Origin of the sequence: Stenotrophomonas sp. PI_27 (assembly GCF_027854495.1) — a bacterium.
Classification (GTDB): domain Bacteria; phylum Pseudomonadota; class Gammaproteobacteria; order Xanthomonadales; family Xanthomonadaceae; genus Stenotrophomonas; species Stenotrophomonas pavanii.
In genome coordinates, this window is the sequence record NZ_JAJNOF010000018.1 from 35,396 (window position 1) to 57,604 (window position 22,209).

The window sequence follows — 22,209 nt, forward strand, 5'->3', positions numbered from 1 at the left end:
CCATCGCAACGAGCCAAACGCGACACAACGAAGAACCCCCTACCTCTTCACACCCGAAAGATGCAGAAGTGCGAATTTCGTCACAGACACTTATGAGGCGCGGCAATGACGACGGCTGCGGTCGGCATATGGGGAGGCAAACCTTCTGGCACCTGTATCCAAGCAGGGCGTGTATCCATCGTGTCTCGGCGCGGCCCTCACACCCGGCTGTGCTACTACAGCCCGTGCACCCTTCCGCACGGAGTACGATGATGGTCAATCCGCTCGCCCAGGCCCATCGCGGCCTTGGCACCACGCTGTTCAGCCTGTTGAATCCGATACCCTTCGGCTTCTTCGTCGGCGCACTGATCTTCGACGCGATCTATCTCAACAGCGCCGAGGTAATGTGGGGCAAGGCCGCCGCCTGGCTGATCACGTTCGGCCTGCTGATCGCCATCGTGCCGCGCCTGATCAACCTGTTCGCGGTCTGGCGCCGCAACGGCACGGCCACCCGCATCGACCGCATCGACTTCTTCCTGAACCTGGTCGCCGTGGTGCTGGCCATCTGGAACGCCTTCGTGCACAGCCGTGATGCGTACGCCGTTGCGGTGCCGGGCACGATTCTGTCGGCGCTGACCGTGGCCCTGATCGCGCTGGGCCTGATCCTGCTGTCGCTGCAGCCGCCAGTGCTGCAGGGAGGTCGTCATGGCTAAGCACATCCTGCACACCGTGGCCGCCTTGGCAGTGGCCGCCACCCTCTCGGCCTGCGCCGGCAAGGCCGAGTACCATCCGGCCGACCAGTCGGGACCGCAGCCGCCACTGCCCAAGCCGGCCAACTTCCTGATGCCGCCGATGCAGGTGCCCAAGGGCGTGGGCTGGGCCGACGGCCAGTCGCCCACGGTGGCCGAAGGCCTGAAGATCGAGCGCATCGCCGCCAACCTGCAGCACCCGCGCCGGCTGCTGACCCTGCCCAACGGCGATGTACTGGTGGTGGAAGGCAATGGCCCCGGCGAAGAGCCGGTCACCACGCCCAAGCAGTGGATTGCCGGCAAGGTGAAGGCGCGCTCGGGCAAGGCCGGCAAGGGCGGCAACCGGGTCACCCTGCTGCGCCGCTCGCCGGGCACCAACACCTGGACCCAGCACGTCTACATCGAAAGCCTGCACTCGCCGTTCGGCATCCAGCTGATCGGCGACACGCTGTACGTGGCCAACACCGGCAACATCATGCAGTACCACTACGTGCCCGGCGAAACCCGCATGTCCGACAAGGGACGCGAATTCACCGACCTGCCCAGCACCATCAACCACCACTGGACCAAGGAACTGCTGGCCAGCCGCGATGGCCGCAAGCTGTACGTGGGCGTGGGGTCCAACAGCAACATCACCGAGAACGGCCTGGCCGTTGAATACCGCCGCGCGGTCGTGCTGGAAGTGGACGTGGCCACCCGTGGCAGCCGCATCTTTGCGTCGGGCATCCGCAACCCGACCGGGCTGGACTGGGAGCCGAGCACTGGCCAGCTGTGGGCAGTGGCCAACGAGCGTGATGAGATCGGTGCCGACCTGGTGCCGGATTACCTCACCTCGGTGAAGGAAGATGGCTTCTACGGCTGGCCCTACAGCTACTACGGCCAGCACGTGGACGAGCGCGTGCAGCCGCAGCGACCGGACCTGGTGGCCAAGGCGATCGTGCCGGACTACGCTATCGGCTCGCACGTGGCACCGCTGGGCCTGCTGTTCTACACCGGCCAGGCACTGCCGGCGCAGTACCACGGCGGCGCCTTCATCGGCGAACACGGCAGCTGGGACCGCTCGCCACTGAGTGGCTACGAAGTGGTCTACGTACCGTTCAAGGACGGCAAGCCGACCGGGCGGCCGCAGACCGTTGTCAGCGGGTTCACCTCGAAGGACGAGAAGACCCTGATGGGCGCACCGGTCGGCATGGCCATGGATGCCGAGGGCGCACTGCTGGTGGCCGACGACGTGGGCGACGTGGTGTGGCGGGTCTCAGCCAAGTAGCCGTGTAGCGTTGAGCCATGGCCGAAGGACATCCGGTAGAGTCGACTGTCAGTCGACTCGCGCGCGCAGCGCGTGCTTTTCCTGTGAGCAGCGAAGAGCAGTCGACTCTACCCTGTCGACTCCACCCCGTCGGCTCAACCACCGGGTTCAGCGTGCCCGGAACCCACTGAACACCGATTCGGCGGCGAACCCCACGCCGCCCAGCAGCACGCCGAAATACACCACCGTGGCCACCACGAAGCCGTAGCCGGCTGCCACCGCCGCACCATCGCGCTGGATGAAGCCAATCGCAAACGACATCAGCGCCAACGCCGGCAGCGTGTTGCTGAAGGGAATCGGCCCAGCCGGCGCCATCAACAGCAGGGTCGCAAACACCAGCATCAGGTTGTTGAGGCGCATCATCTTCTTCGAGCGCACCATCACCGCCAGCCGCATCGGCCGCGACAGCCGCTCCATGCGGTGCACCCACTTCAGTGCACGGCCCAGGTTGGCCTTCAGCTTGTCGGTGGCGATCTCGCGGCGCGCCAGCTTCTGCGGCACCCACAGCGGGCGGTCGCGCACACGGCTCAGGCCGATCAGCAGGATCGAGGCGCCAAACACAGTGCTCAGCCCTGGAATCGACACCGGGATGATGAAGATGGCCGAGAGCAGGATCACGATCAGCAGCAGGCCCTCATCGCCCAGCGCGTTGAGCAGGGTGCCGACGCGCACCTGGTCGCCGGGCAGCTCCTCGATCATCTGCTCGATCTGCTGGGCCAGGGGCGCGCTGTCATTGGTTTCGGGGGCACGGTAGGTCATGCGTCGCAAGGTTCTCCAGGGAAGGGCGGTCAGCGGGCCGTCCTGCGGTGGGGGACGCACAGGCCCCTGGAGTATCCCGGCCAACGTGGGCAAAGAGGTGAACCGGGCATGAGGGGGTAAACTGGCGTGCCCCGCACGAGTTGAATGCAATGGACATGGGCCGCAGGCAATCGACCATCGAACTGGTCGCCATCGACATGGATGGCACGCTGCTGGACCCGTCGCACCAGCTCACCCCCCGCGCCCGGAAGGCCATCGCGCAGGCGCGGGCGCTGGGCGTGCACATCGTGCTGACCAGTGGCCGCCCGGTTCCGGGCCTGGCGCCGTACCTGCACGAGCTCGGCATCACCGGCAACGACGACTACTGCATCGCCTGCAATGGCGGCCTGGTGCAGCGCATCGGCACGCGCGAAACCGTGGTCGCGTATCCGCTCAGCTTCGACGACTTCCTGTTCTGCGAGCAGGTGGCCCGCGACCTGGGCGTGCACTTCCAGGCGCTGGACAGCCAGCGCATGTATACGCCCAACCAGGACATCAGCTACTACACCGTGGCCGACTCGCATCTTTCGCGGATGCCACTGTCGTATCGCCGCGTGGAAGACATGGACCCGTCGATGTCCTTCATCAAGCTGATGATGATCGACGAACCCGAGGTGCTGGACGCTGCCATCGCGCGCCTGCCCGGCGCGCTGACCGAGCGCTTCGCGGTATTGAAAAGCGCACCGTTCTTCCTGGAAGTGTTCGACCACCGCGCGGGCAAGGGGCCGAGCCTGCAAAGACTGGCCGAGCACCTGGGCATCGACCGCGCCAACGTGATGGCCATCGGCGACCAGGAGAACGACCTGACCATGCTGCAGTACGCCGGCACCAGCGTGGCGATGGGCAATGCCATCGACGCGGTGAAGGCGGTGGCGCGGTTTGAGACCAGCAGCAATGCCGACGAAGGCGTGGCGCGCGCCATTGAGCGTTTCGTCCTGCAGTAACCGCGCGTCCCTATGCCCTGGTAGGTGCCCACCTCATCCGCCCCGGTAGGTGCCAACCTCGGTTGGCACACGAGCGCCGACCAAGGTCGGCCCCCACCACGCCGGGGCTATACCCACGTATAACCCACCCATCCCCACCGCTATTGGCGCTGTACCACGGTGCAATGGCGGATGCGGCAGTGCGATGCAAGAATTCCGCACGTCGAAATCACCCCAACGAATCCCACGGCAGATGATCGTCTTCGTCTGCCACTGACCGGCACGCACCGCGCCGTCAAGCCTTCAACGCAGCCGCATCGCCACCCAGGGCGCCGACACCGGTGCTGCAACGCGCTGGGCGTGCGCCTGCGCCGCTCTCTCCCTGCACCTGGATCTACTGCCATGAACACCCCACCCACGACGCGCCTCGCCCTGGCCATCATCGCGGCCATCACTGCACCTGCGTACGCCGCAGACACGCACGACGCCGCGCTCGACACGCCCACCACGCTCAACGCCCTGCAGGTCATCGCCACGCCGCGCGGCGCCGCCGTGGCACCGACCCAGGTGGTCGGTCCCAACCGCTACATCATCAAGGCCGAAGACCTCGACGCGATGGTCACCGGCAACAACGGCCTGGCCATGCTGAAGCAGGTACCGGGCGCCAGCTACACCGCCACCGACGGGCTGGGCCTGGATATCTCGGCCACCAGCCTGTTCGTGCGCGGCTTCCGCATGAATGAAATGGGCATCACCTTCGAAGGCGTGCCGCTGAACGACAACGGCTTCCTCTCGCTCACCGGCACCAGTGTGGTGAACGTGGGCGTGCCCGATGGCATCAGCGCGATCACGGTCAGCCCCGGTGGCGCACCGGTCAGCGTGTTCTCCAGCAGCGTCAACGGCGGCAGCCTGGAATACCGGCTGCGCGACCTGCAGGACACGCCCAGCCTGCGCGTGAAGCAGGGCGTGGGCAGCAACAGCACGTTGGTCACCACCGTATCCGGGCAGAGCGGCCAGCTCGGCGAGCATGGCCCGAAAGTGCTGGTCGACCTGCAACGCGTGTCCGCCGACAAGTACCAGGGTGAGGGCACGCAGAACTTCCTGCGCGGTGACCTGAAGCTGCAGCAGGATGTGGCGTGGGGCGATTTCACCGTGTTCGTCTCCGACAGCAAGGCCCAGGTCTGGGGCTACAACAACATCTCCTTCGACATGATCCGCAAGCTGGGCTGGAAAGCCGACATCTTCTATCCGGACTATGCGTGGGCGTATTACGTGGCCTCGCCGGAGAACGCAGACAAATCCTGCGGCGCCTACACCTGTGGTGAACTGTCCGGGCTGATTCCGTACGACACCGGCCAGAGCACCCGCGACCGGGTGTCCTCGATCAACCATCGCTTCCAGATCAGCCCGGCGCTGAGCGGCAACGTGCAGCTGTACAACGCCAACAGCCACACCCAGGCCACGCTCACCGACCCGAACGTGCCATCGCCCAACGGCGCGCCGTTCTCCGAACAGGTGCAGACCCCGCGCCTCAACCGGCTGGGCGGCATGCTCAACCTGCAGTTCGAGGCGGGCGCGCACACCGTCACCGCCGGTTTCTGGCAGGAGAAGAGCAAAGCCGCGGCCAAGACCGAGTGGTACCAGCAGCCGCTGCTGGGCGAGGGCCCGCCGCTGAAGGCCATCGGCCCGTTCGATGTGTACGGCCCCGCGTTCAAGACCGACAACGCATCGAGCTGGATGACCCGCTCGCGCCAGTTCTACCTGCAGGACGACATCGTGTTGAACGACACGCTGAAGCTGGGCGTTGGCTTCAAGGCCGTGGACTTCCGCACCAGTGGAGGTGGGCTCGGTGACGCCAAGGACCGGCCGGTGAACGGCACGCTGCGCGCGAAGAGCAACTTCCTGCCGCATGTCTCGCTGTTCTGGAGCCCGACCGAATCCACCGATGCCTTCATCGACCTGGCCAATACCATGAACGGCTATCGGGTCGCCCAGCGCGGCAACATCGGCTACACCGCCTCGGCCTGGACCATCACCGATCAGGAAGAGTTCGACCGGGTGGCCGGCACGCTGCGCCCGGAGAAGAACTGGAACCTGACCGTGGGCGCCTCGCATCGCGTCGACCGGCTGACGATCACCGGCGACGTGTTCTACAACGACATCCGCAACCGCCTGCTGTCGGCCGCCATCGGCACCCAGTTCGCACAGATCAACACCGTGCGGCTGATGCCGAAGATGCACGTGATCGGCGCCGACCTCGGCATCACCGCCGACCTGACTGAGCACCTGCAGTTCTACCAGGGCGTGGCCGTGGCCCGTTCGTACTACGACAGCGATTTCGTGGTGGGCGACACGGTGTACCCGATCAAGGGCAACGCCCAGCCGGGCTACCCGCAGATCTCGCTGGTCAGCGACCTGTCCGCGCACTTCGGTGACTGGCGTTTGGGGGCCACCAGTACCTCGTACCTGCGCCAGCCCTTCACCTACGAGAACGACATCCGCGTGCCGACGTTCTGGCAGGTCAATACCTATGCCGCCTACCGCTTCGGTGCCGACAGCGCCGTGCCCGGCCTGGAGCTGCGGCTGGACGTGAGCAACCTGTTCAACCGCCACAACATCGGCACCGCCACCATCGCCGGCTCGTCGTTCTCGGGGGATTACCAGACCCTGCAGCGCAGCGCGCCACGGCAGCTGATGTTCAGCACCTCGATGGCGTTCTGAGGCGGCGAGGGTGGGGTCAGAGCCCTTTGCTGCGCAAAGGGATCCGACCCCGCAGCCATCCCATGATCGGGGTCAGACCCCTTTTGCGCAGCAAAGGGCTCTGACCCCCAAAACCCGCCTAGAACCCCGCCTTGCGCAAACAACAGGGGTTTTCTGGCAGCGACGCAAGGTTCCCACAATGTTGCTGGGTCATCCTGTTGGCATGGCACAGCACACCCCGCCAACCCGATTGCTCGGCATCGGCGGCCCACGACGGCCGCGGCAGGCGCTTTCCGTGGCGCCGGCGATCGACTTGCAGGGCGAATACCAGTTCTGGCAGGTCTACGAACGCGTGGTCCGCCCGCTGCCCGGCGGTGGGCTGCGCCGGGCCTGGCTGGTGTGCCAGAAGGTGTACCGGGACCGCCTGCGGTTCCCGCATGACACCCGTGAAGCCGCGCTGGCGCGTGTGCTTTTCGGTAGCAACAGCACGCCCGAGCGCGCAGCCGAACTGCAGGACCTCTTCGGCCTTGTCAGCCGCCGCATGGCGTCCGTTGCCGTCCGGCGACAAGCGCCCACGCCGGGAAAGTGAATCACTGGCCAGGAATCGACACGCGTTGATGGCTTTCTCTCGGTCCGCCTGCTTTTGGCCTATTCTGGGGCGGGCCGGTAAGGACGGGAAACGATGGAAATCAGACGATCTGCACGCCTTGTGATCGTTGCTGAGGATGCGGTGCTGCTGTTCCGGTATCACGATGAACACCACGCTCCCTTCTGGGCTACGCCGGGTGGGGAGCTTCTGCCCGGGGAGGGATATGCGGACGCCGCACGGCGTGAGCTCAGGGAGGAGACCGGATTGGATCTGCCGATAGGCGTGCGGCTGGAAAAGCGCGATGCCGTCTACGCGGTCGCCCGATCAACGCCCGCGCGATGGCTGGAAGTGTATTTTCTGGTCCGCAGCCCCAACCAGCCCGACATCCAGCGTGACGGATGGACGGAGGAGGAAAATGCCACGATCAGGGCGTGGAAATGGTGGCGCGTAGAAGAGATGAGAGAACAGCCTGCTTCCCTGTTCAAGCCGGAATGGCTGCCGGATCTTTTTGAACGTGTGCCCGCATGACGCGGCCTGATTCTGCCCGCTGCGATTACGTGCTCGCCTTCCCGCGGTCCAACTGCCGGTAGCCAATGGCCTCGGCCAGATGCGCCGTCTGGATCGTTTCGCAACCCGCCAGATCGGCAATCGTGCGCGCCACCCGCAGAATCCGGTGCATCGCCCGCGCCGACAGCTGCAAGCGCTCGATGGCCTGTTCCAGCATGTCCTGATCTGCCTCGCTCAGTCGGGTACAGGCCCGCAGTGCCGCCGGCGGCAGATGCGCGTTGAGCCCGCCACGCACCTGCTGCTTGGCATGGGCGGCTTCCACCCGTGCACGTACCGCAGCACTGGGCTCCCCCAGCGGCGTGCTCTCCCGCAACTCCACTGCGTCCATGCGCGCCACACTGATATGCAGGTCGATACGGTCCAGCAACGGACCAGACACCCGCGCACGGTAACGGTTGATACGCTCGTCGCTGCACAGGCAGCGGTTGCTGCGGTCACCGGCCCAGCCGCACGGGCAGGGATTCATCGCAGCCACCAGTTGGAATCGCGCGGGATACTGCACGCTGCGCGCCGCGCGGGCGATGCGGATGTGGCCGGATTCCAGCGGCTCACGCAGAGTTTCCAACGCACTTCGGTTCCACTCGGGCAGCTCATCGAGAAAAAGGACACCGTGATGGGCCAGCGAGATCTCGCCGGGGCAGGGTGGGTTGCCCCCACCCACCAGCGCCGCCGCACTCGCACTGTGGTGCGGTGCCCGGAAGGGCCGCTGCCGCCATCGTCTTGGGTCCAGCCCTTCGCCACTCACCGAGGCAATCGCGGCCAGCTGCAGTGCCTCGGTTTCTTCGGTATCCGGCAACAGGCTGGGCAGGCGCGAGGCCAGCAGCGTCTTGCCGCAGCCAGGGCTGCCGATCAACAACAGATGGTGCCCACCGGCGGCCGCCACTTCCAACGCGCGCCGCGCATGCGCCTGCCCGCGCACGTCGGCCAGATCGGGCAGCGGCAACGGCGTCGTGTCCACGCGCTCAACGGGTGGCAGCAGGCGCGGATTGCCCAGCCCGGCACAGCACTCCAGCAACGTACGCGCTACCCGCACATCGGCATGCTCGGCCAAAGCTGCCTCTGCGGCGTTCCCCGGAGGCACCACTAGGATGCGCCCGGCGTCTGCCGCCGCAATTGCCGCCGGCAGCGCTCCGGCCACCGGCCGCAGTTCGCCGGTCAGTCCAAGCTCGCCCAGGAACTCGTACTGCAGCAGCGATTGCGGATCGACCTGGCCGCTGGCCGCCAGAATGCCCAGCGCGATGGCCAGGTCGTAACGCCCGCCTTCCTTGGGCAAGTCGGCGGGCGCGAGGTTCAAGGTGATGCGCCGCTGCGGAAAGTCGAAGCGCGCGCAGAGCAGGGCGGCACGCACGCGCTCGCGGGACTCGCGCACGCTGGTCTCGGCCAGGCCGACAATCTGGGTGGCAGGCAGGCCGCCAGAAAGGTGCACTTCCACCCGCACCAGCGGGGCATCGACCCCGGCGCGGGCACGGCTGTGGACCAGCGCCAGGCTCATGTGTGGTTTCCTGCGGAGGGGCGCTTGATGATGCGGCAGGTAATCTGCGTGGGACTATCGGGGTTTGCCGGCAATGCGTCTCGGGGTATTTCTGCCTGCAAAGGGTGCAGCGTGCGCATCGAGGGCAAATGATCTGTGCAGCGCGGCTCTGCGATGGCGGTCTCGCAGGTGTTGCGTCAGACAAGGCGTACTACAGGGCAGTGAAGGAAAGGAGCGAGCTGAAATGCAGTGCATTCGAGTACTGATGGCCCTCTCGCTCGCCATGGGCCTGCCGGGGTGCCGGGATGAGGTGGAGAGTTCAACGTATCCCATTGACCAGACGGGAGAGACGTGCACCGCCTACAAGGGCTTCGACCGCCAGCCGCCTGAAGTAGTTGTGGCCGAGCTTGCCAAGCGAGGGTTGGATAGCAGCCGTTTGGTGCATAGGACAGTCTGCGGCCCGATCACCAGTTGGGACATTCTCCCCGCAGGGGCGTCGATCGACCGGATACCGCCGCCAGACGCATACGTAAACGTCCGCATGCGGCAGGACGGCTCGGTTTCGGTCAGTACAGACCGCCCGTGACGTTGGCGCCGCCCTTGATGATCGAGCATCGGCCGAACACAAAAGAATACGGATGGGCTCGCAGGCGGGGCGAATGGCGCCCAGTCACCGCCATGGACTCACCCCACTACCGTGGCAGAATCGGCGCTGGCCGGCCCCGTGCCCTTCTACGGCGGCTGGCAGATCCACAACGCGACGCAGTGCCCTCCGCCGTCAGTGCCCAGGAGATCCCGTGCGATATTCGATACGACTCGTTGCTGCGTGCGTAATGTCCGTGGTGGCCTCCGGCTACGCAGGCATCCCCGATGCAGCGGCGCAGGAACCCTACTGGCCGACCCAGGAATGGCGCCACTCCTCCCCGGAAGCGCAAGGGATAGATTCGGAGGTACTGACCAACGCCTTCGACTACGTGCGCGCGCACCAGACGCCCATCCACAGCCTGACCATCATCCGCAACGGCTATGTGGTGGTGGATGCCTATTTCTGGCCGTTCCAGAAAGGGCAGTACCACGATGTTGCGTCGGTGACGAAGAGTGTCACCACCACGCTGGCGGGCATCGCGATCGGCAAGCACGCGCTGGAACTGCACCAGCCGCTGACGTCGGTCTTCGCCGCCCAGGGCATCGCGAATCTGGACGAACGGAAGAAGCGAGTGACACTCGAGCATCTGATGACGATGTCCTCCGGGTTGGACTGCGATGCCAGCCAGGGCGAAATCACGCTGTCGCGGATGAGGCAGAGCAGCGACTGGAGCCGGTTCATGCTGGACCTGCCGATGCGCGACGCGCCCGGCAGCCATTTCGAATACTGCTCCGGCGGCATGCATCTGCTCTCTGCGGCGATCACCAAGGCGACGGGCCAGAGTGCGTTTGACTTCGCCCGTCGCGAGTTGTTTGGCCCACTCGGCATCACCCATGCGGCCTGGCCAGCCGATAGCCACGGGGTTTCGTATGGGTGGGGCGATCTGCACCTTGAGCCCCTGGACATGGCGAAGCTGGGCTACCTCTGGTTGAACGATGGCCGTTGGGAAGGCCGGCAACTCGTCCCGGCAGCATGGATGCGTGCTGCGGTCCGACCGCAGGCGCAGCTGGAAGGTAGCGACGAGCAGTACGGGTACGGTCTTTGGCTGCAGCCGGACAGGAAGCCGTCGCTGTTCGAGGCCAATGGCCGCGGTGGCCAACGTATCAGCGTAAGTCCAGAGAAGAATATCGTCGTCGTGTTTACCGGCGGGACGTTCGGACCCGGCGATATTGGCGCCTTCATTCTTGCGTCGCTCACGTCTGACCAGCCCTTGCCGGAGAATCCGGCGGCGGTGGCACGGTTGGCGGCCGCGGTGAGCGACGCGGCAAGACCGCCCCCGCCGGTATCGTTCATGCCGCCACTGGCACGCACGGTGTCAGGCAAGCGGTACGTACTGTCGGAGAACCCGCTTGGCGCGAAGTCGCTGATGCTCACGTTCTCGGGTGCAGAGGTGGCGCAGCTCCAACTTGAATTGAACAGCCGCCACGAGCCATCCCGGCCGGTTGGGTTGGATGGCACTCCGCGCGTGTCAGGCAATGGAAATTTCGGTCTGCCCGTAGCAGTAGGTGGCAGATGGGAGAGCAGCAACACCTTTGTCTTCGACTACAACGAGATCGGAAACATCAACGCGCTCCGGTTCCGGCTGACGTTCTCGGGTGACGATGTCGTTGTGGACCTGAGCGAGCGATCGCAGGTGATTCAACCTACGCGATTCCGGGGTACGTCGGGCAACCGGGTTGCGCCTGCGCAGGTTCACTGATGGAAGGCTGGCATGGAGTAGGGGAGATAAGAGGAGTGGCAATGGTTCCTGTATCTATCTTAAGTGTTATCCGGTACGGGGCCGATTCTCGGATGCGGAGCGGTTCCACACGCGCCGCTGTATGCGTTGCCCTCGCTGTTGGGCTTGGCCTGGTTGGCCCGGTCAGTGCGATTAGCGACGACGGTGATGGTCATGAGACAGGGCTTGGTTCTGCATCGACCTTGGCCATCCACGAAGAAAAGGGCTGTGGTGCCCATGTTGACCTCATGGATGTGAATCGGCGTGTTGCGCTGTCGGTTCGCGAGCTGAAAGCACAGCCGAACGCGGATCGAAGGGCCTTGGCCATGAGAGCCTTACTTGAATGTCTGTCGAGTCTCGAGAAACGACAGCTTGATGAAGCCAGTCTCTCCAGCGTGCGAGAGATCGCCTCTCTGTTGGAGATGGATGGGGATGTGGGCCGGTTCTACGCCTCCAGGATGCTGGCGATGCTGGGGTGTCGAGCTCGTCCAGTGCTGCCTCTTCTGCATGATGCGCTGGACAAAACGGCGCCCATTGAATCCAATCTCGGCCCAATGGTCCTGTCGCCAGCAGTAAGTCCCCGCGAAGAAGTCGCAAGAGCGATCAGAGCGATTGAAACTTCGCATCCGTGCAGAACGCAGTGGGAATGATGTGCTGGCGTCGTCCGCTGGGCCGCTACTTCTTTCGAGAGATCAACGCATGAGCGAACGCATCACCGCCTCACAGCTGATGGACAGGCTGATGTCCGATCCGGAGTTCGTACGGCGTGAGCAGGAAAGAGAGGCACAACGGATGAAAGCCGCCGGGATCCTCGCGGAAGCGGAGGCCGGACTGGTCCGGGAGCTTCGCGGGTCCGGAATGAATGTCGATTCCGTATGGGACCTTGTGGGCTGGAAGGGTGACAACGATGCGGCCCTGCGTGTGCTTCTCGCGCATGCACTGATCCCGTATCCAGAGCGCGTGCGCGAGGGAATTCTGCGCGCCCTGGCCACACCCGGCGCGCGAACGTGGTGGCCATGCCTGGTTGAAATTTATGAAAGTGACACGCTGGCGCTACCGCCACAGATCGATTATCTGACCGCTGGCATCCTGTCCGCTGCAGCCGACGACACCGTCATTGATGATGTCATCAGGCTGGCGAGTGATTCCAACGCTGGCTTCAAGCGGGTGCTACTGCTGCTCGCCCTGAAGAAGTCCCGCAGCCCCAGGGCGAAGATGCTGCTGAACGAGCTGCGATCCGACCCTGTGATAGGCAAGGAAGTAAAGCGGATGCGGCGGCTGGAGCGACTGCAACATCGGTCGGATGGTCAGTGACGGGCAACCTGAGAGCGGCACCAGGACAGCGGCGGAGTAGACATTGAGTTTTCCACATATAGGGAGTACCCGGGGGATGTACAGATTCACGGCCGAAGTCGTTTCCATAGAGGAAGATGACTACTGCATCGTAGTTGGCTTGGCCGACAGCTCGACGAATCCGTCTCGTTACGTGGTATTGCAGAACGCGAAGGCGTATGACGACCAGGACGAAGAGTTGGGCATGGCGCACGCCCATATCGAGGTCGGTGGAGGTCTTGAGCCTTGCTATGGCGGTCTGGTGCATATCTCTCTGCGGCGCATGGAGCTTGAGCTGTCTCTCTCCGAAAGTGCACAGAGGAAGCTTGGGATCACTGGTGGGATTGCAGTGACACTGAGAACGTTGGACAACGGCAGCAAGCTGGAGGCGGCGTTGCGGAAAATCTGTGTCGCGGAGAGCATTCCGCTTGATCTGAAATGGTGATGCGCCTCTGGAACGAGTGGGCTATCCGCACATGAGTCACGAATGCTCTGTGATCATTCTTTCAGATGGATGGACGAAGTTGTCATGAAGACACGCAGACTCATCTTGATTGCGCTGGGTATGTTGCCTGCAGCTGCAGGCTTTCCCGCAGGAAGTCCACGTGTGGACTTTGTATCGAAAGCCTTCCGCGACGGAAGTTTCATCCCGCATGTCTACAGCGAGCGGGATGTCCTGCGCCGCTATGGTGATGGCGAGATGGTCGTGGACGCGGCAGGACTGATGCGGCGCAGGTACCTGGATCCCACTACCCGATTGGAGGTGCTGATGACCTCCAACCCTGACGTCGCTCCGGAGTTCCGAACCATCGATGAAATCCGCGTTTCATCGATCAGCGCGGGGCAACCTGCTGCGGGCAGAATCGAGAGCTTGCGCGGCGTGAAGCTGAAAGGCGTTGCCATGGGTGACCCGGCGTCCAAGGCCGCCAGCGCAGCAGGCGGGTATGGTCAGAGGGACACAGAGCAGGCAACGCTGGGCAGCTTCAAGGTCGAGCGCACCTGTGGATTCTCGGAAAGCGGATCGAACATATGCTTCTACGTTCGGGACGGAAAAGTGGTTGCAATGGCACTTGGGTTCGGCCCCTGACCGGTTGCCGTGCCCCTTGCGGTGCAGGCACAGCGCAACTGTGAGCTTCAGCCTACGAAGGCACTTCAGCGCTGAGGTAATTGGTGGGAGCGGCCTGGCGGTGGGCTGGCGCCCCAAGCAGACACCGCTGCTCATCCAGCACCAACCCATTGAAGCGCCCAAACCGTGCCTCAACCCACGAAGGCCCCGCGCTTTCCACCAGCAACCGCCCCTGGCTCTGGTGCAGATCCAGCCAACGCTCGAAGCTGATGCGCAGCCGTTCGATATCCGGTGCCCGCCAGTGGGCATCGGCAGGCATGCGGATCAGCACGCGCGAGGGCGCGTTCTCCACCTCCATCACCAGCACGCCCTTGCAGCGGATCTCGAAGGACGTCGCCCCGGCATGGCGCGCGTGCAGTTCAAAGCCCTCGTGGGCCTTCGCGGTCACGAAGCCGCGCGCATCACTGTGCAGCAGGCGGTAATCGGCCGGCTGCAGCTTCTGGTAGGCCCACACCTGATCGCCCGCGGGCTCGGGCCACTCCACCCACATCGCGCCGATCACTGCGATGCACACCACCGCAGCGGCCAGGCCGTGCATCTTCATTCGTCGCCCCCGCACACAGGCAGAAAGGTCCGCGCCATAAGCGTGCGCTCAGTCCTTGGGTCGCATCCGCTCGTGGATGAAGGCGGTCAGCGCCAGATCGGCCATCACCAGCCCCTCCATCACCCGGTCGCCGACGTACTGCTCGGGCTCACCGTTCTGGCGCGTGCGCTCGGCCGCCAGCAGGATCTCCTGCACGATGCGCTGGCCGGTGAGTGCGCAGTCGGCGTCGGACAACTGCATCTGCCGGCTGCGTAGATGATGCCGCTCGGGCCAGGGCTGGCCATCGGCCGCAGCGCCTGCGCCAATGGCGTGCAGGATGGCGATGAGGCTGTTGGGGTCAGGGCTCGGAGCGCGTGACGGCGCTTCCTGGATCGGGCGCGGGGGAGGGGAGTGCGGCGTGGTCATGGCGGGCTCCGTGCATGCAGGCAGAAGCCGCCACCGATAAAGGTGGCGGACAGGGCGTGGCTCGAAAACCGGTTGCTAGACAAAGCCGGCGGGCACGAGGCCCCCACGCCCCGCCCGCCATAGCCGGCAGACGGATTGCCAGCCGGCACCACGCGCGGTGGTGCCGGCTGGCAAGCGCAAACTTACGTCTAGCAATCCGGGTTTTCGAGTCCCGACCACCGATGCACGGTGGCGCAGTAACGATTACCTGCTGTTGTGCGGAATGCCAACGGGTAGGGGTCAATGCCGCCAAAACCCGAGACGCTTTTGGCATTGTCGCATAGCACCGGAAGCGGCGAGAGCCTTGGCGTGCTTGGCGCAGCGGCACTTCTGGAACGGAGTCGTCAGAACCTTCCGCTAGAGACGCAGGGAGCGGCAAATGCGACAGCACTTGGTAGGCGAAAGCGTATTGCTACTACCAATAGCGGCGCCTGGCTAGCCAGTCGAATCTGGCCGCTCGCGGAACCAAGCCCCGAACTGGCCGTGGTGCGCGAAGTGGCGCAGTTCGAACTGACGAGATTCGTGAATGACGTGCCGCCATCGGGCACAGCCGTACTTCTTGGGGGTTTGTTCCGGGTGGTGCTCTGCTACCCAGCGAACGGCTGTGTCCACACTCACCCAGCCGTCGATCGCCCGTTCTCGGAAGGCCTGTCTCAGCGCACTGACAATACCTGTGAGCGGCCAATGGATCTGCCCATCAGGCGCGATGCCGTTGACCATGAACTCATGGAACTGGGGAGAGTGAACCAGCTCCGCAAAGGCTTTCGCTCCCTGCGCAACATCTGCCGCAAGTGCACGCAGCCGTTGAAACTGGCGGTCGATCTGAGCGTAGGAACGGCTGAGTGCAGCCTGTGCCTTCAGGCATCCTTCGACAGTCTGGATATCGTATTGCTCGATGAAGTGGTGAACGAGCACGTTCCTGAGGTTCACCAGTTCGCGCAGGTCGGCTTGCAGCGTTGCATGGGATTGCTCTGGAAACTCTAGCCCCATGTGCAGAGCGACGAAGCTTGAATTGCTGTCGTAACCCGATGGGCCGCCAGGGGCTTCGCTGCCCTCTTTGACCACGCATTCGGCAGTCAGGTGACCTACCAGCACCCCCATGGTCTTGCCGCTGATCTCTGCTTTGCGCTTGTCCAAAGCCATTGGGAGTGTTTCCGGCGTACCGAACAACTTCTGAAAGGCGAGCATGGATTTCATCAGTTGCTCGCACTGCTGAAGTCGCAGAATGCAACGGCCAAGAAGCTGTTGCACTTCGTGCTGTGCACCGACAATGTCATTCTGGTCGATGGCGGACATGGCAAACCTGAGCATGGGACACGTCGACTTTACAGCCAGAGATGGTGGAAGCTCAGGCTGGACCAGAATGATGAGGTTGTTGTCTGCATCGCTTGCGGGCATGAGTGACTTTCTGCCTATTGACCCCTTAGGGCGTCGCGCAGAAGGTGACTACCTCTGTAGTCAGCCGGAGCCACCCTGCCCCGATCAGGAAGGTTCTGCGGCGTTTGAACGGATTCCACCCACTGGCGCAGGCCAAACAAGGACCACTATACGTGTCACACCGCAGCCGACTGCTTCTCTGTGCGGGTCTGGTCCCGCTTCCGTGGTTCCTGTTCTGGACCAGCGTTGCCGCCCTGTTCGCGCCGGGCTACAACCCGCTTGCGCAGCACGCCAGCGAGCTGCTGCAGGCGCCAACGCTTGCAAGCATCTGCGGCAGGATCGCGGCTATCGGCTCCGGTATGGGCTTCGTGGCGTTCTCCATCGGGGTATGGCGGGAGTCCGGTCGCCGGATTGCAGTAGGTGCAATCTGCTGGTTGGTCTTTGGCATTTCCATGCTGACCAACGGGCTCTGGCCCATGGGCCATCCGATGCACGGCTTCTACACCATTGGTATCGCAAACATCATTGCACCGGCGATGTCGCACATCGAACTGAGCGCGTGGTCTGCCAACCGAAGGGCGTATGCCGTGACCGCTGTGGTGAGCATCGCGAGCATCGTCTATCTCTGGTTGAACGTGGTGGGAGCGGATCCGGAGGGGTTCAGGGGGCTGACACAGCGCCTGTTCTCGTCGATCAACTCGCTGTGGCCGTTCCTGGTTGCGTTGTATCTGTTGCGGCGGGGTTCAAGCGCGCGGAAGGCGCAGCCTGTGCATTGATGGGGCGCGCGACAGGAGCATAGAGGACCGACCAAGGACTTCTCGATTCTCCGGCCCCAGCTCAAGGTGATCTTCTCGGGATTCATGCCAGGGTGCTCACTGTTCAAATCGTGGGCGGTCTTCAACCATCTGTTCCTTGATGCAGGCACCTCGGGTGGCAAGAGGGGAAAGGTCGTGCACGCCTTCTGCTATAAGTAGCGCAACCGCGCCCAGAGGGCCTTTTGGAAGATTGTGGACTCATGGAGTTGTACTGGCGCTTGTTCACCAATTGCACATCGCAGCAGGCGACTCTCAAGCTCGCGGCGCGGATGTTTGAGCAAGCAGGTCTTGAAGTCAGCAATCTCCACGCCGAGCCCTATCACAAGGGTGGCTTCGTGGTGAGTGCCTGCTCCCGTCATGCCGCGCAATCGTGGCCTGAATTTGTGGTTCTTGCCCTGGCTTCGGCTCAGTGCACCGGCCGCGGATGGCTCTTGAGTGGCTCAATTGCAGAAGAGCTGGATGCTTGGTCCAGTCATTCCTTGGTTTCTGGTGTTTCGTCTATCCATATCCAGGCGGAAAGGCGGGAGTGACGAATTTCTGGAGTAGACCAAGGCCAATAGCCTGCAATCATCCTGCAGTAGCGTGGCAAGGGTCGAGCTTGAGAATCGCGCATCAAACCGGCCCGACGGGGCTCATACTCTCGTGCCGGTGTTCCGTGATAAGGAAGACTCTTGCGATTGATGTCCGCTCCTGGCCGAAAGCGGTCTTCGGTTTTGGGTGGGAATCTGGCCGCAGTGCCTGCGCCCACTTTTTACCCAAAGAGGATCCATACGTCATCCGGCTTCCCATGCCCACCAGACTGAACTAGCATTTGGCGCTAAAAAACAAGTTGGCCCTAATGTCAAACAGCGACGCGACTCTCTTTCACGCAACTACCAGCGATTTGGTCGCCGGTAACGTAATCACTGCAAGTTCGCCAACTTGCTACTACTTGAACGTCGTTGCAGAACTCGAACGGATGCGACCACCTGGACTCCCCTCGCGTTCAACTTGCGTCTTTGCCGCTGATAGCGCCGAAGCTGCGGCGCGATTCTTGATGAGCCAACCCGGAGTAGCTCAGTGCGACATCAAGGTCTATCGAGTCGAGATGAGTGTTTTCCACAAGGCGCCGCTTCGGCTGATACATGAGCTGCACAATCGGCTTCGGGACGAAGAAAGCATCACCAATTTGATCACTGAGTACTGGGAGCCAAAGGCGAAGTGGGTGTTTTGGGAGTACTTCGGCCCCTCATTCAGGGTGCTCGAGACCGACATCAAGTGGGACTTAGCCAAGACATATGCGCTCGGCCTGAAATACGATCGAGATGTTGAACGGAGCAAGACATTGTGACTTGTAGATTATCTTCATCAGTACTCTCGACGTCGTGACCTGACTCCGAGGTTGAGCGCAGAATAATTCTGTTCCCTGACGTCCGCTTCTGGCCGACAACAGACGCTGCAGGTGGCGCGCAGCTGTCCGTTCTCGGAGCAGGACAGGAAGTGTTCAATATGTCAGTATCTGGCTTAAGCTTGGCCGGGGCACTTGAGTTTCAGTGAGCATGTACTCCCGGCACAGAATCACTGAGATGAGCATTGGACGCCCATGATGCTTTTCCCGCGTGTCTGGTGATCAAGCGCGCGGCGGCTGACCGAAAGTACCTGTGCCATTGGTTCAACGGTAAAATCCGACATGAGGGGTATATTGGAATGAGGTTTGTTGTCAAGTTCAGGTCAGGCGACTCGCCCACGACCAATCGTTACCCCCATGCTGTGCTCGTGCAGGACAACTGGGATGATTATGGCTATAAGACCACCTTCCACGTCACACTGCATGTGTCGGCCGAAGAGAGTCATGTTCTCGGCAATATCAAGATCATCGAGGCGGGTCGCACGAGTGGCTACACCGCAATGCCCAAGCGGCCTTTCTTTAAATTGCCGGAAGGCCACGCGTCGCTAGGTGCCGACCTCGACTATTATGAAAAAATCTATAAACTCGGGCGCAACGTCTTCGAACCGTACTTGATAGGTCTTCGAGATGTTGCGTTCGACGACGAGATCAAGGCCAGCATCGAAGATAGCGAGGCGTATCGGGTTTCATTGTTGCGTTTTGGCGGTGCCGAGCGGACGATTGGTGACGCCGCCCGATTGCTGCGTGCACCTACCCTTCCCACGAAACGCCGAAACGCGGGATTTAGAGTCAAGTTCAAGACACAGGTGGCGCAGCGGTCGAATGCCTTCACAGTCGACTTCGATTTTCGGCGCCGCGGTCGGCTGCCGAACCGCATCAACGCTCTGATCGGATACAACGGCACTGGCAAGACTCGGCTGCTTTCGAACCTCGCGATCGTGGCGAGCGGATACGGCTATGGCAGCAAAAGAGACGTGTTGGACGACGCAGCTGGTCGGTTCGTCGGCATTGCGCCACCGTTTAAAACCGTGGTCGTGGTGTCCTATAGCGCGTTCGACACCTTCGTCATCCCTGGGCGCACCGAGGCAGAGAAGGAGAGGCTGCAAGAGCGTGGAGAAATATTCGGATACGTCTATTGCGGCCTTCGAGAACGATCGGACGATGACTCGCTAAACGGTGAGCAGGCCTATCGGCTGCGCACGCCGGCGGAGATCGAGGCAGAGTACCTGTCGGCGCTCGAGCGCGTCCGCCAAGCCGACCGTATGGGGAACCTACTGGAGATATTGAAGCCGCTCCTGCGCGACCCATCGTTCCAGCGCATCGGATTGACTCAACTCTACGCCAATCGCGACGACGAGGAGCTGGGTGAGCTATTCCGCGGACTGAGCAGCGGTCACAAGGTTGTTCTTAAGATTGTCACCGAACTCACAGCGCACATTTCGGGATCGGAGCCCACCCTAGTTCTCATCGATGAACCCGAAACGCACCTCCATCCACCGCTGCTCGCTGCATTTCTCAAGAGCGTGCGAGCCTGCCTGGAGGCGTTCGACGGCTATGCAATTATCGCCACACACTCGCCGGTCGTCCTGCAGGAGACTCCCGCGAAATACGTCCAGGTGCTGCGGCGAGCAGCTGACCAGAGCTGCGTTGTGGCGCCAAGTGTGGAAACCTTCGCAGAAAGCATTGGCGTCATCACTCAGGAGGTTTTTAATCTTGGTGACGGCTCAGCCGATTGGCACGAGACGCTGAGCGCACTGGCGCGTCGGAGCACGCTTGAGAGCATCGAAGAGGCGTTCGGTCGGAAGCTCGGCTTCGCAGCACGCTCCTACGTTCTAAGCATTCGCGATGAGATCGAGGAGTAGCGGATGCGCTCGATTCCAATGCTCGCAGTCGATGCGACGAACTTGTTCGATGAGATCGCTGCGGCCAAGCACCAACCGCGACGCAGCCGGATGCAGGCGGCGCGCGCGGAGGTGCTGGCCGCCTGTCAGGGCTACGAGAGTGCGGTCCCTGAGGTGGGCGAGCTAGACGAAGCCGCGTTAACCGACCCGCAGAAGGAGGCAATGCGTCACGCGTTCACCGTGGAGACCGAGCCGATGGCGAGACTCCGCGGCAATCTCCTGAAGCGGATCAGCGTCGCGCGTTGCCCGTTCTGCGGGATCAGCGAATCCTCGACGCTCGACCACTATCTGCCGAAGGAGCAGTATCCCGAGTTCTCAGTATTCCCGAAGAACCTCGTTCCGAGCTGTGCGGTCTGCAACACGCGCAAACGAGATCGCATCCTGGACGAGGGGACGAGGGTACGGATGTTCCTGCACCCTTGTTACGATGTAATTCCGAATATGGAGTTTCTGACTGTGCGTGCGCGCATGGAGGCGGACGCCCTGATCCTCTCCTACAGACTGACGCGACCTGTGGGGATGGCGTTCCGAACCTTCAGGCATCTGCGCGCGCACTTCAACGAGCTTGACCTCGCTGATCGTTACAGGCGGATGGGTCTCGAGCATCTGGGTGGGCAGTATCCCGCGCTTCGTCGCGCTTATGGTTCTAGTGAAAATGCGGAGCGCGTCGCGGAGAAGCTGATCGAGGGAGCAGTCGACTTCGAGGAAGTCTCAGGTCCCAACCACTGGCTCGCCAAGCTGTATCGAGCATTGGCGGGCAACGATGATTTTTGCGATGGCGGCTTCGAGCTAGTTCGGGTTCAAGCTGGGCTGTAATGGTTGGTCAAGCCGCGTTCCCGCACATTGTGTAGATCTAGCGCAGGCATGCCGGAGCGAGATGTCCGCTTTATGGCCGGAAGCGGACGCTTTGTCGGACGCGGCGTGCCCGCAGCACTAAAGTTCCCTTTCGGCGCAAAGCGGTCGTACGCACGATTCCGAGAGAGGTCTCATAGAACTTTTACTAAGTGTCGAGGACTGCTTCTTGCTCGCCGGTCGAGGGTTGGTTCTGGCGCCCGATTTGCCGCCCCCGTATGGTGAGAGCAACCCCGTTTTTACCGTCATCGTCGAGCGTCGGGGTGGCACTAGATTGCAAGCACAAGCGGAGCTTCGTCTCGACCATTTTCGACCTGAAGGCTAGAAACTGATCGTCCATCTCACTGGGCTCGATAAGACTGACGTGCCCGTAGGCAGCAAAGTCTGGAAGGTGTAATTCAAGTCTCCGCTTTTGGCCGATCCTCGACATTCTGCAGGTCGAGGACCGGCTTTCCGGGCTCAGACATCAGTCCGCTCGGCGATCTCCAAGGCGTCCTCGACGTCTATGCCCAGATAGCGAACGGTGCTCCCCAGCTTCGCGCGCCCAAGCAAGAGCCGAACGGCCCGAAGGTTTCGCGTGCGTCGGTAGATCAACGAAGCTTCGGTCCTGCGCATCACGTGCGTGCCGTAGGAGCCCGACTCGAGGTCGGCATTTTCCACCCAGCGATGGACGATCCGGGCGTGCTGCCTCGTCGACAGGCGGGGCGATTCCGCCACGCTGCTGAGGAATAGGAAATCCGAGGCCTTGAGATTGGCATGGGCGATCCAAGCCTGAATGGCCTCGCGAGTCGATTGGGTGATCTCGAACTGAACAGGCTGCCCCGTCTTTTGTTACATCACGATTGCGCGGGGTGCTACCTGGCCGCCATGCGAGACGTCAGATACCCGAAGCTTAACCAGATCGCAGGCGCGTAGCTTCGAATCAATCGCTAGGTTGAACAGAAGAAGGATTGGCCAGCGTTCGCCTAGCTCGAGAAGCTGGGCGT

At 62.6% G+C, this 22,209-nt stretch carries 21 protein-coding genes and 1 pseudogene; 16 read left to right on the top strand and 6 right to left on the bottom strand.

Annotated elements, in window-relative coordinates; translation table 11 throughout:
* The first annotated feature begins 251 nt into the window (after positions 1-251).
* Entirely contained in the window at positions 252-692 is a 441-nt protein-coding gene (locus tag LRM18_RS18515; protein WP_041863928.1) for a DUF2231 domain-containing protein, read from the top strand.
* Positions 685-1,995: a sorbosone dehydrogenase family protein gene (locus LRM18_RS18520; RefSeq protein ID WP_270955236.1), complete on the top strand. Its 1,311-nt coding sequence runs from the start codon at positions 685-687 to the stop codon at positions 1,993-1,995. Before LRM18_RS18515 ends, LRM18_RS18520 begins: the two co-directional genes overlap by 8 nt.
* 147 nt (positions 1,996-2,142) lie before the next feature.
* On the opposite strand, the gene LRM18_RS18525 is transcribed toward LRM18_RS18520, so the two are convergent.
* Positions 2,143-2,793, bottom strand: coding sequence for an exopolysaccharide biosynthesis protein (locus tag LRM18_RS18525; protein WP_270955237.1), 651 nt, complete (start codon positions 2,791-2,793; stop codon positions 2,143-2,145).
* Between the two features lie 149 nt (positions 2,794-2,942).
* Between LRM18_RS18525 and yidA the strand changes: the two genes are divergently transcribed.
* From yidA to LRM18_RS18545, 4 genes are all read left to right on the top strand, one after another.
* Complete coding sequence (yidA, locus tag LRM18_RS18530) at positions 2,943-3,776, top strand: sugar-phosphatase (protein WP_270955238.1); 834 nt, start codon at positions 2,943-2,945, stop codon at positions 3,774-3,776.
* Between the two features lie 381 nt (positions 3,777-4,157).
* Positions 4,158-6,476, top strand: coding sequence for a TonB-dependent receptor (locus LRM18_RS18535; protein WP_270955239.1), 2,319 nt, complete (start codon positions 4,158-4,160; stop codon positions 6,474-6,476).
* Between the two features lie 178 nt (positions 6,477-6,654).
* Entirely contained in the window at positions 6,655-7,044 is a 390-nt protein-coding gene (locus LRM18_RS18540) for a hypothetical protein (protein ID WP_064239426.1), read from the top strand.
* 93 nt (positions 7,045-7,137) lie between these two features.
* Entirely contained in the window at positions 7,138-7,572 is a 435-nt protein-coding gene (locus LRM18_RS18545) for an NUDIX domain-containing protein (RefSeq protein ID WP_270955240.1), read from the top strand.
* Between the two features lie 25 nt (positions 7,573-7,597).
* Here LRM18_RS18545 and LRM18_RS18550 read toward each other — a convergent pair whose 3' ends face one another.
* Complete coding sequence (locus tag LRM18_RS18550; protein ID WP_270955241.1) at positions 7,598-9,103, bottom strand: YifB family Mg chelatase-like AAA ATPase; 1,506 nt, start codon at positions 9,101-9,103, stop codon at positions 7,598-7,600.
* Positions 9,104-9,915: 812 nt separating this feature from the next.
* Here LRM18_RS18550 and LRM18_RS18555 point away from each other — a divergent pair.
* The 5 genes from LRM18_RS18555 to LRM18_RS18575 all read left to right on the top strand — a co-directional run bounded on the left by LRM18_RS18555 (position 9,916) and on the right by LRM18_RS18575 (position 13,864).
* Complete coding sequence (locus LRM18_RS18555; protein ID WP_270955242.1) at positions 9,916-11,427, top strand: serine hydrolase; 1,512 nt, start codon at positions 9,916-9,918, stop codon at positions 11,425-11,427.
* A gap of 221 nt (positions 11,428-11,648) precedes the next feature.
* Positions 11,649-12,095, top strand: coding sequence for a hypothetical protein (locus LRM18_RS18560; RefSeq protein ID WP_149901745.1), 447 nt, complete (start codon positions 11,649-11,651; stop codon positions 12,093-12,095).
* A 49-nt stretch (positions 12,096-12,144) separates the two neighbouring features.
* On the top strand, positions 12,145-12,759 hold the full coding sequence (locus LRM18_RS18565) for a hypothetical protein (RefSeq protein ID WP_064239421.1): 615 nt from the start codon (positions 12,145-12,147) through the stop codon (positions 12,757-12,759).
* Positions 12,760-12,835: 76 nt separating this feature from the next.
* Positions 12,836-13,222, top strand: a complete 387-nt coding sequence (locus LRM18_RS18570; protein ID WP_270955243.1) for an Imm10 family immunity protein — start codon at positions 12,836-12,838, stop codon at positions 13,220-13,222.
* Between the two features lie 84 nt (positions 13,223-13,306).
* Entirely contained in the window at positions 13,307-13,864 is a 558-nt protein-coding gene (locus tag LRM18_RS18575; RefSeq protein WP_270955244.1) for a hypothetical protein, read from the top strand.
* A gap of 52 nt (positions 13,865-13,916) precedes the next feature.
* On the opposite strand, the gene LRM18_RS18580 is transcribed toward LRM18_RS18575, so the two are convergent.
* The 3 genes from LRM18_RS18580 to LRM18_RS18590 form a co-directional block, all read right to left on the bottom strand.
* On the bottom strand, positions 13,917-14,447 hold the full coding sequence (locus tag LRM18_RS18580) for a cold-shock protein (RefSeq protein WP_270955245.1): 531 nt from the start codon (positions 14,445-14,447) through the stop codon (positions 13,917-13,919).
* Positions 14,448-14,495: 48 nt separating this feature from the next.
* Positions 14,496-14,852: a hypothetical protein gene (locus tag LRM18_RS18585; protein ID WP_100450727.1), complete on the bottom strand. Its 357-nt coding sequence runs from the start codon at positions 14,850-14,852 to the stop codon at positions 14,496-14,498.
* Positions 14,853-15,326: 474 nt separating this feature from the next.
* Entirely contained in the window at positions 15,327-16,187 is an 861-nt protein-coding gene (locus LRM18_RS18590) for an OST-HTH/LOTUS domain-containing protein (RefSeq protein WP_270955246.1), read from the bottom strand.
* Positions 16,188-16,441: 254 nt separating this feature from the next.
* Here LRM18_RS18590 and LRM18_RS18595 point away from each other — a divergent pair, with 254 nt between their 5' ends.
* The 5 genes from LRM18_RS18595 to LRM18_RS18615 all read left to right on the top strand — a co-directional run bounded on the left by LRM18_RS18595 (position 16,442) and on the right by LRM18_RS18615 (position 21,187).
* Positions 16,442-17,044, top strand: a complete 603-nt coding sequence (locus tag LRM18_RS18595; protein WP_270955247.1) for a DUF998 domain-containing protein — start codon at positions 16,442-16,444, stop codon at positions 17,042-17,044.
* 239 nt (positions 17,045-17,283) lie between these two features.
* Complete coding sequence (locus LRM18_RS18600; protein ID WP_270955248.1) at positions 17,284-17,613, top strand: hypothetical protein; 330 nt, start codon at positions 17,284-17,286, stop codon at positions 17,611-17,613.
* A gap of 308 nt (positions 17,614-17,921) precedes the next feature.
* Complete coding sequence (locus LRM18_RS18605; protein ID WP_270955249.1) at positions 17,922-18,413, top strand: hypothetical protein; 492 nt, start codon at positions 17,922-17,924, stop codon at positions 18,411-18,413.
* Between the two features lie 242 nt (positions 18,414-18,655).
* A complete protein-coding gene (locus LRM18_RS18610) occupies positions 18,656-20,332 on the top strand; it encodes an AAA family ATPase (RefSeq protein ID WP_270955250.1) in 1,677 nt (558 codons plus the stop codon).
* A 3-nt stretch (positions 20,333-20,335) separates the two neighbouring features.
* The gene (locus LRM18_RS18615) at positions 20,336-21,187 is read left to right on the top strand and encodes an HNH endonuclease (protein ID WP_270955251.1); all 852 of its coding nucleotides are present in this window, start codon (positions 20,336-20,338) and stop codon (positions 21,185-21,187) included.
* A gap of 495 nt (positions 21,188-21,682) precedes the next feature.
* Here the strand turns inward: LRM18_RS18615 and LRM18_RS18620 are convergent.
* Positions 21,683-22,039: pseudogene (locus tag LRM18_RS18620) on the bottom strand (tyrosine-type recombinase/integrase); the annotation flags it as partial.
* Positions 22,040-22,209 lie beyond the last annotated feature (170 nt).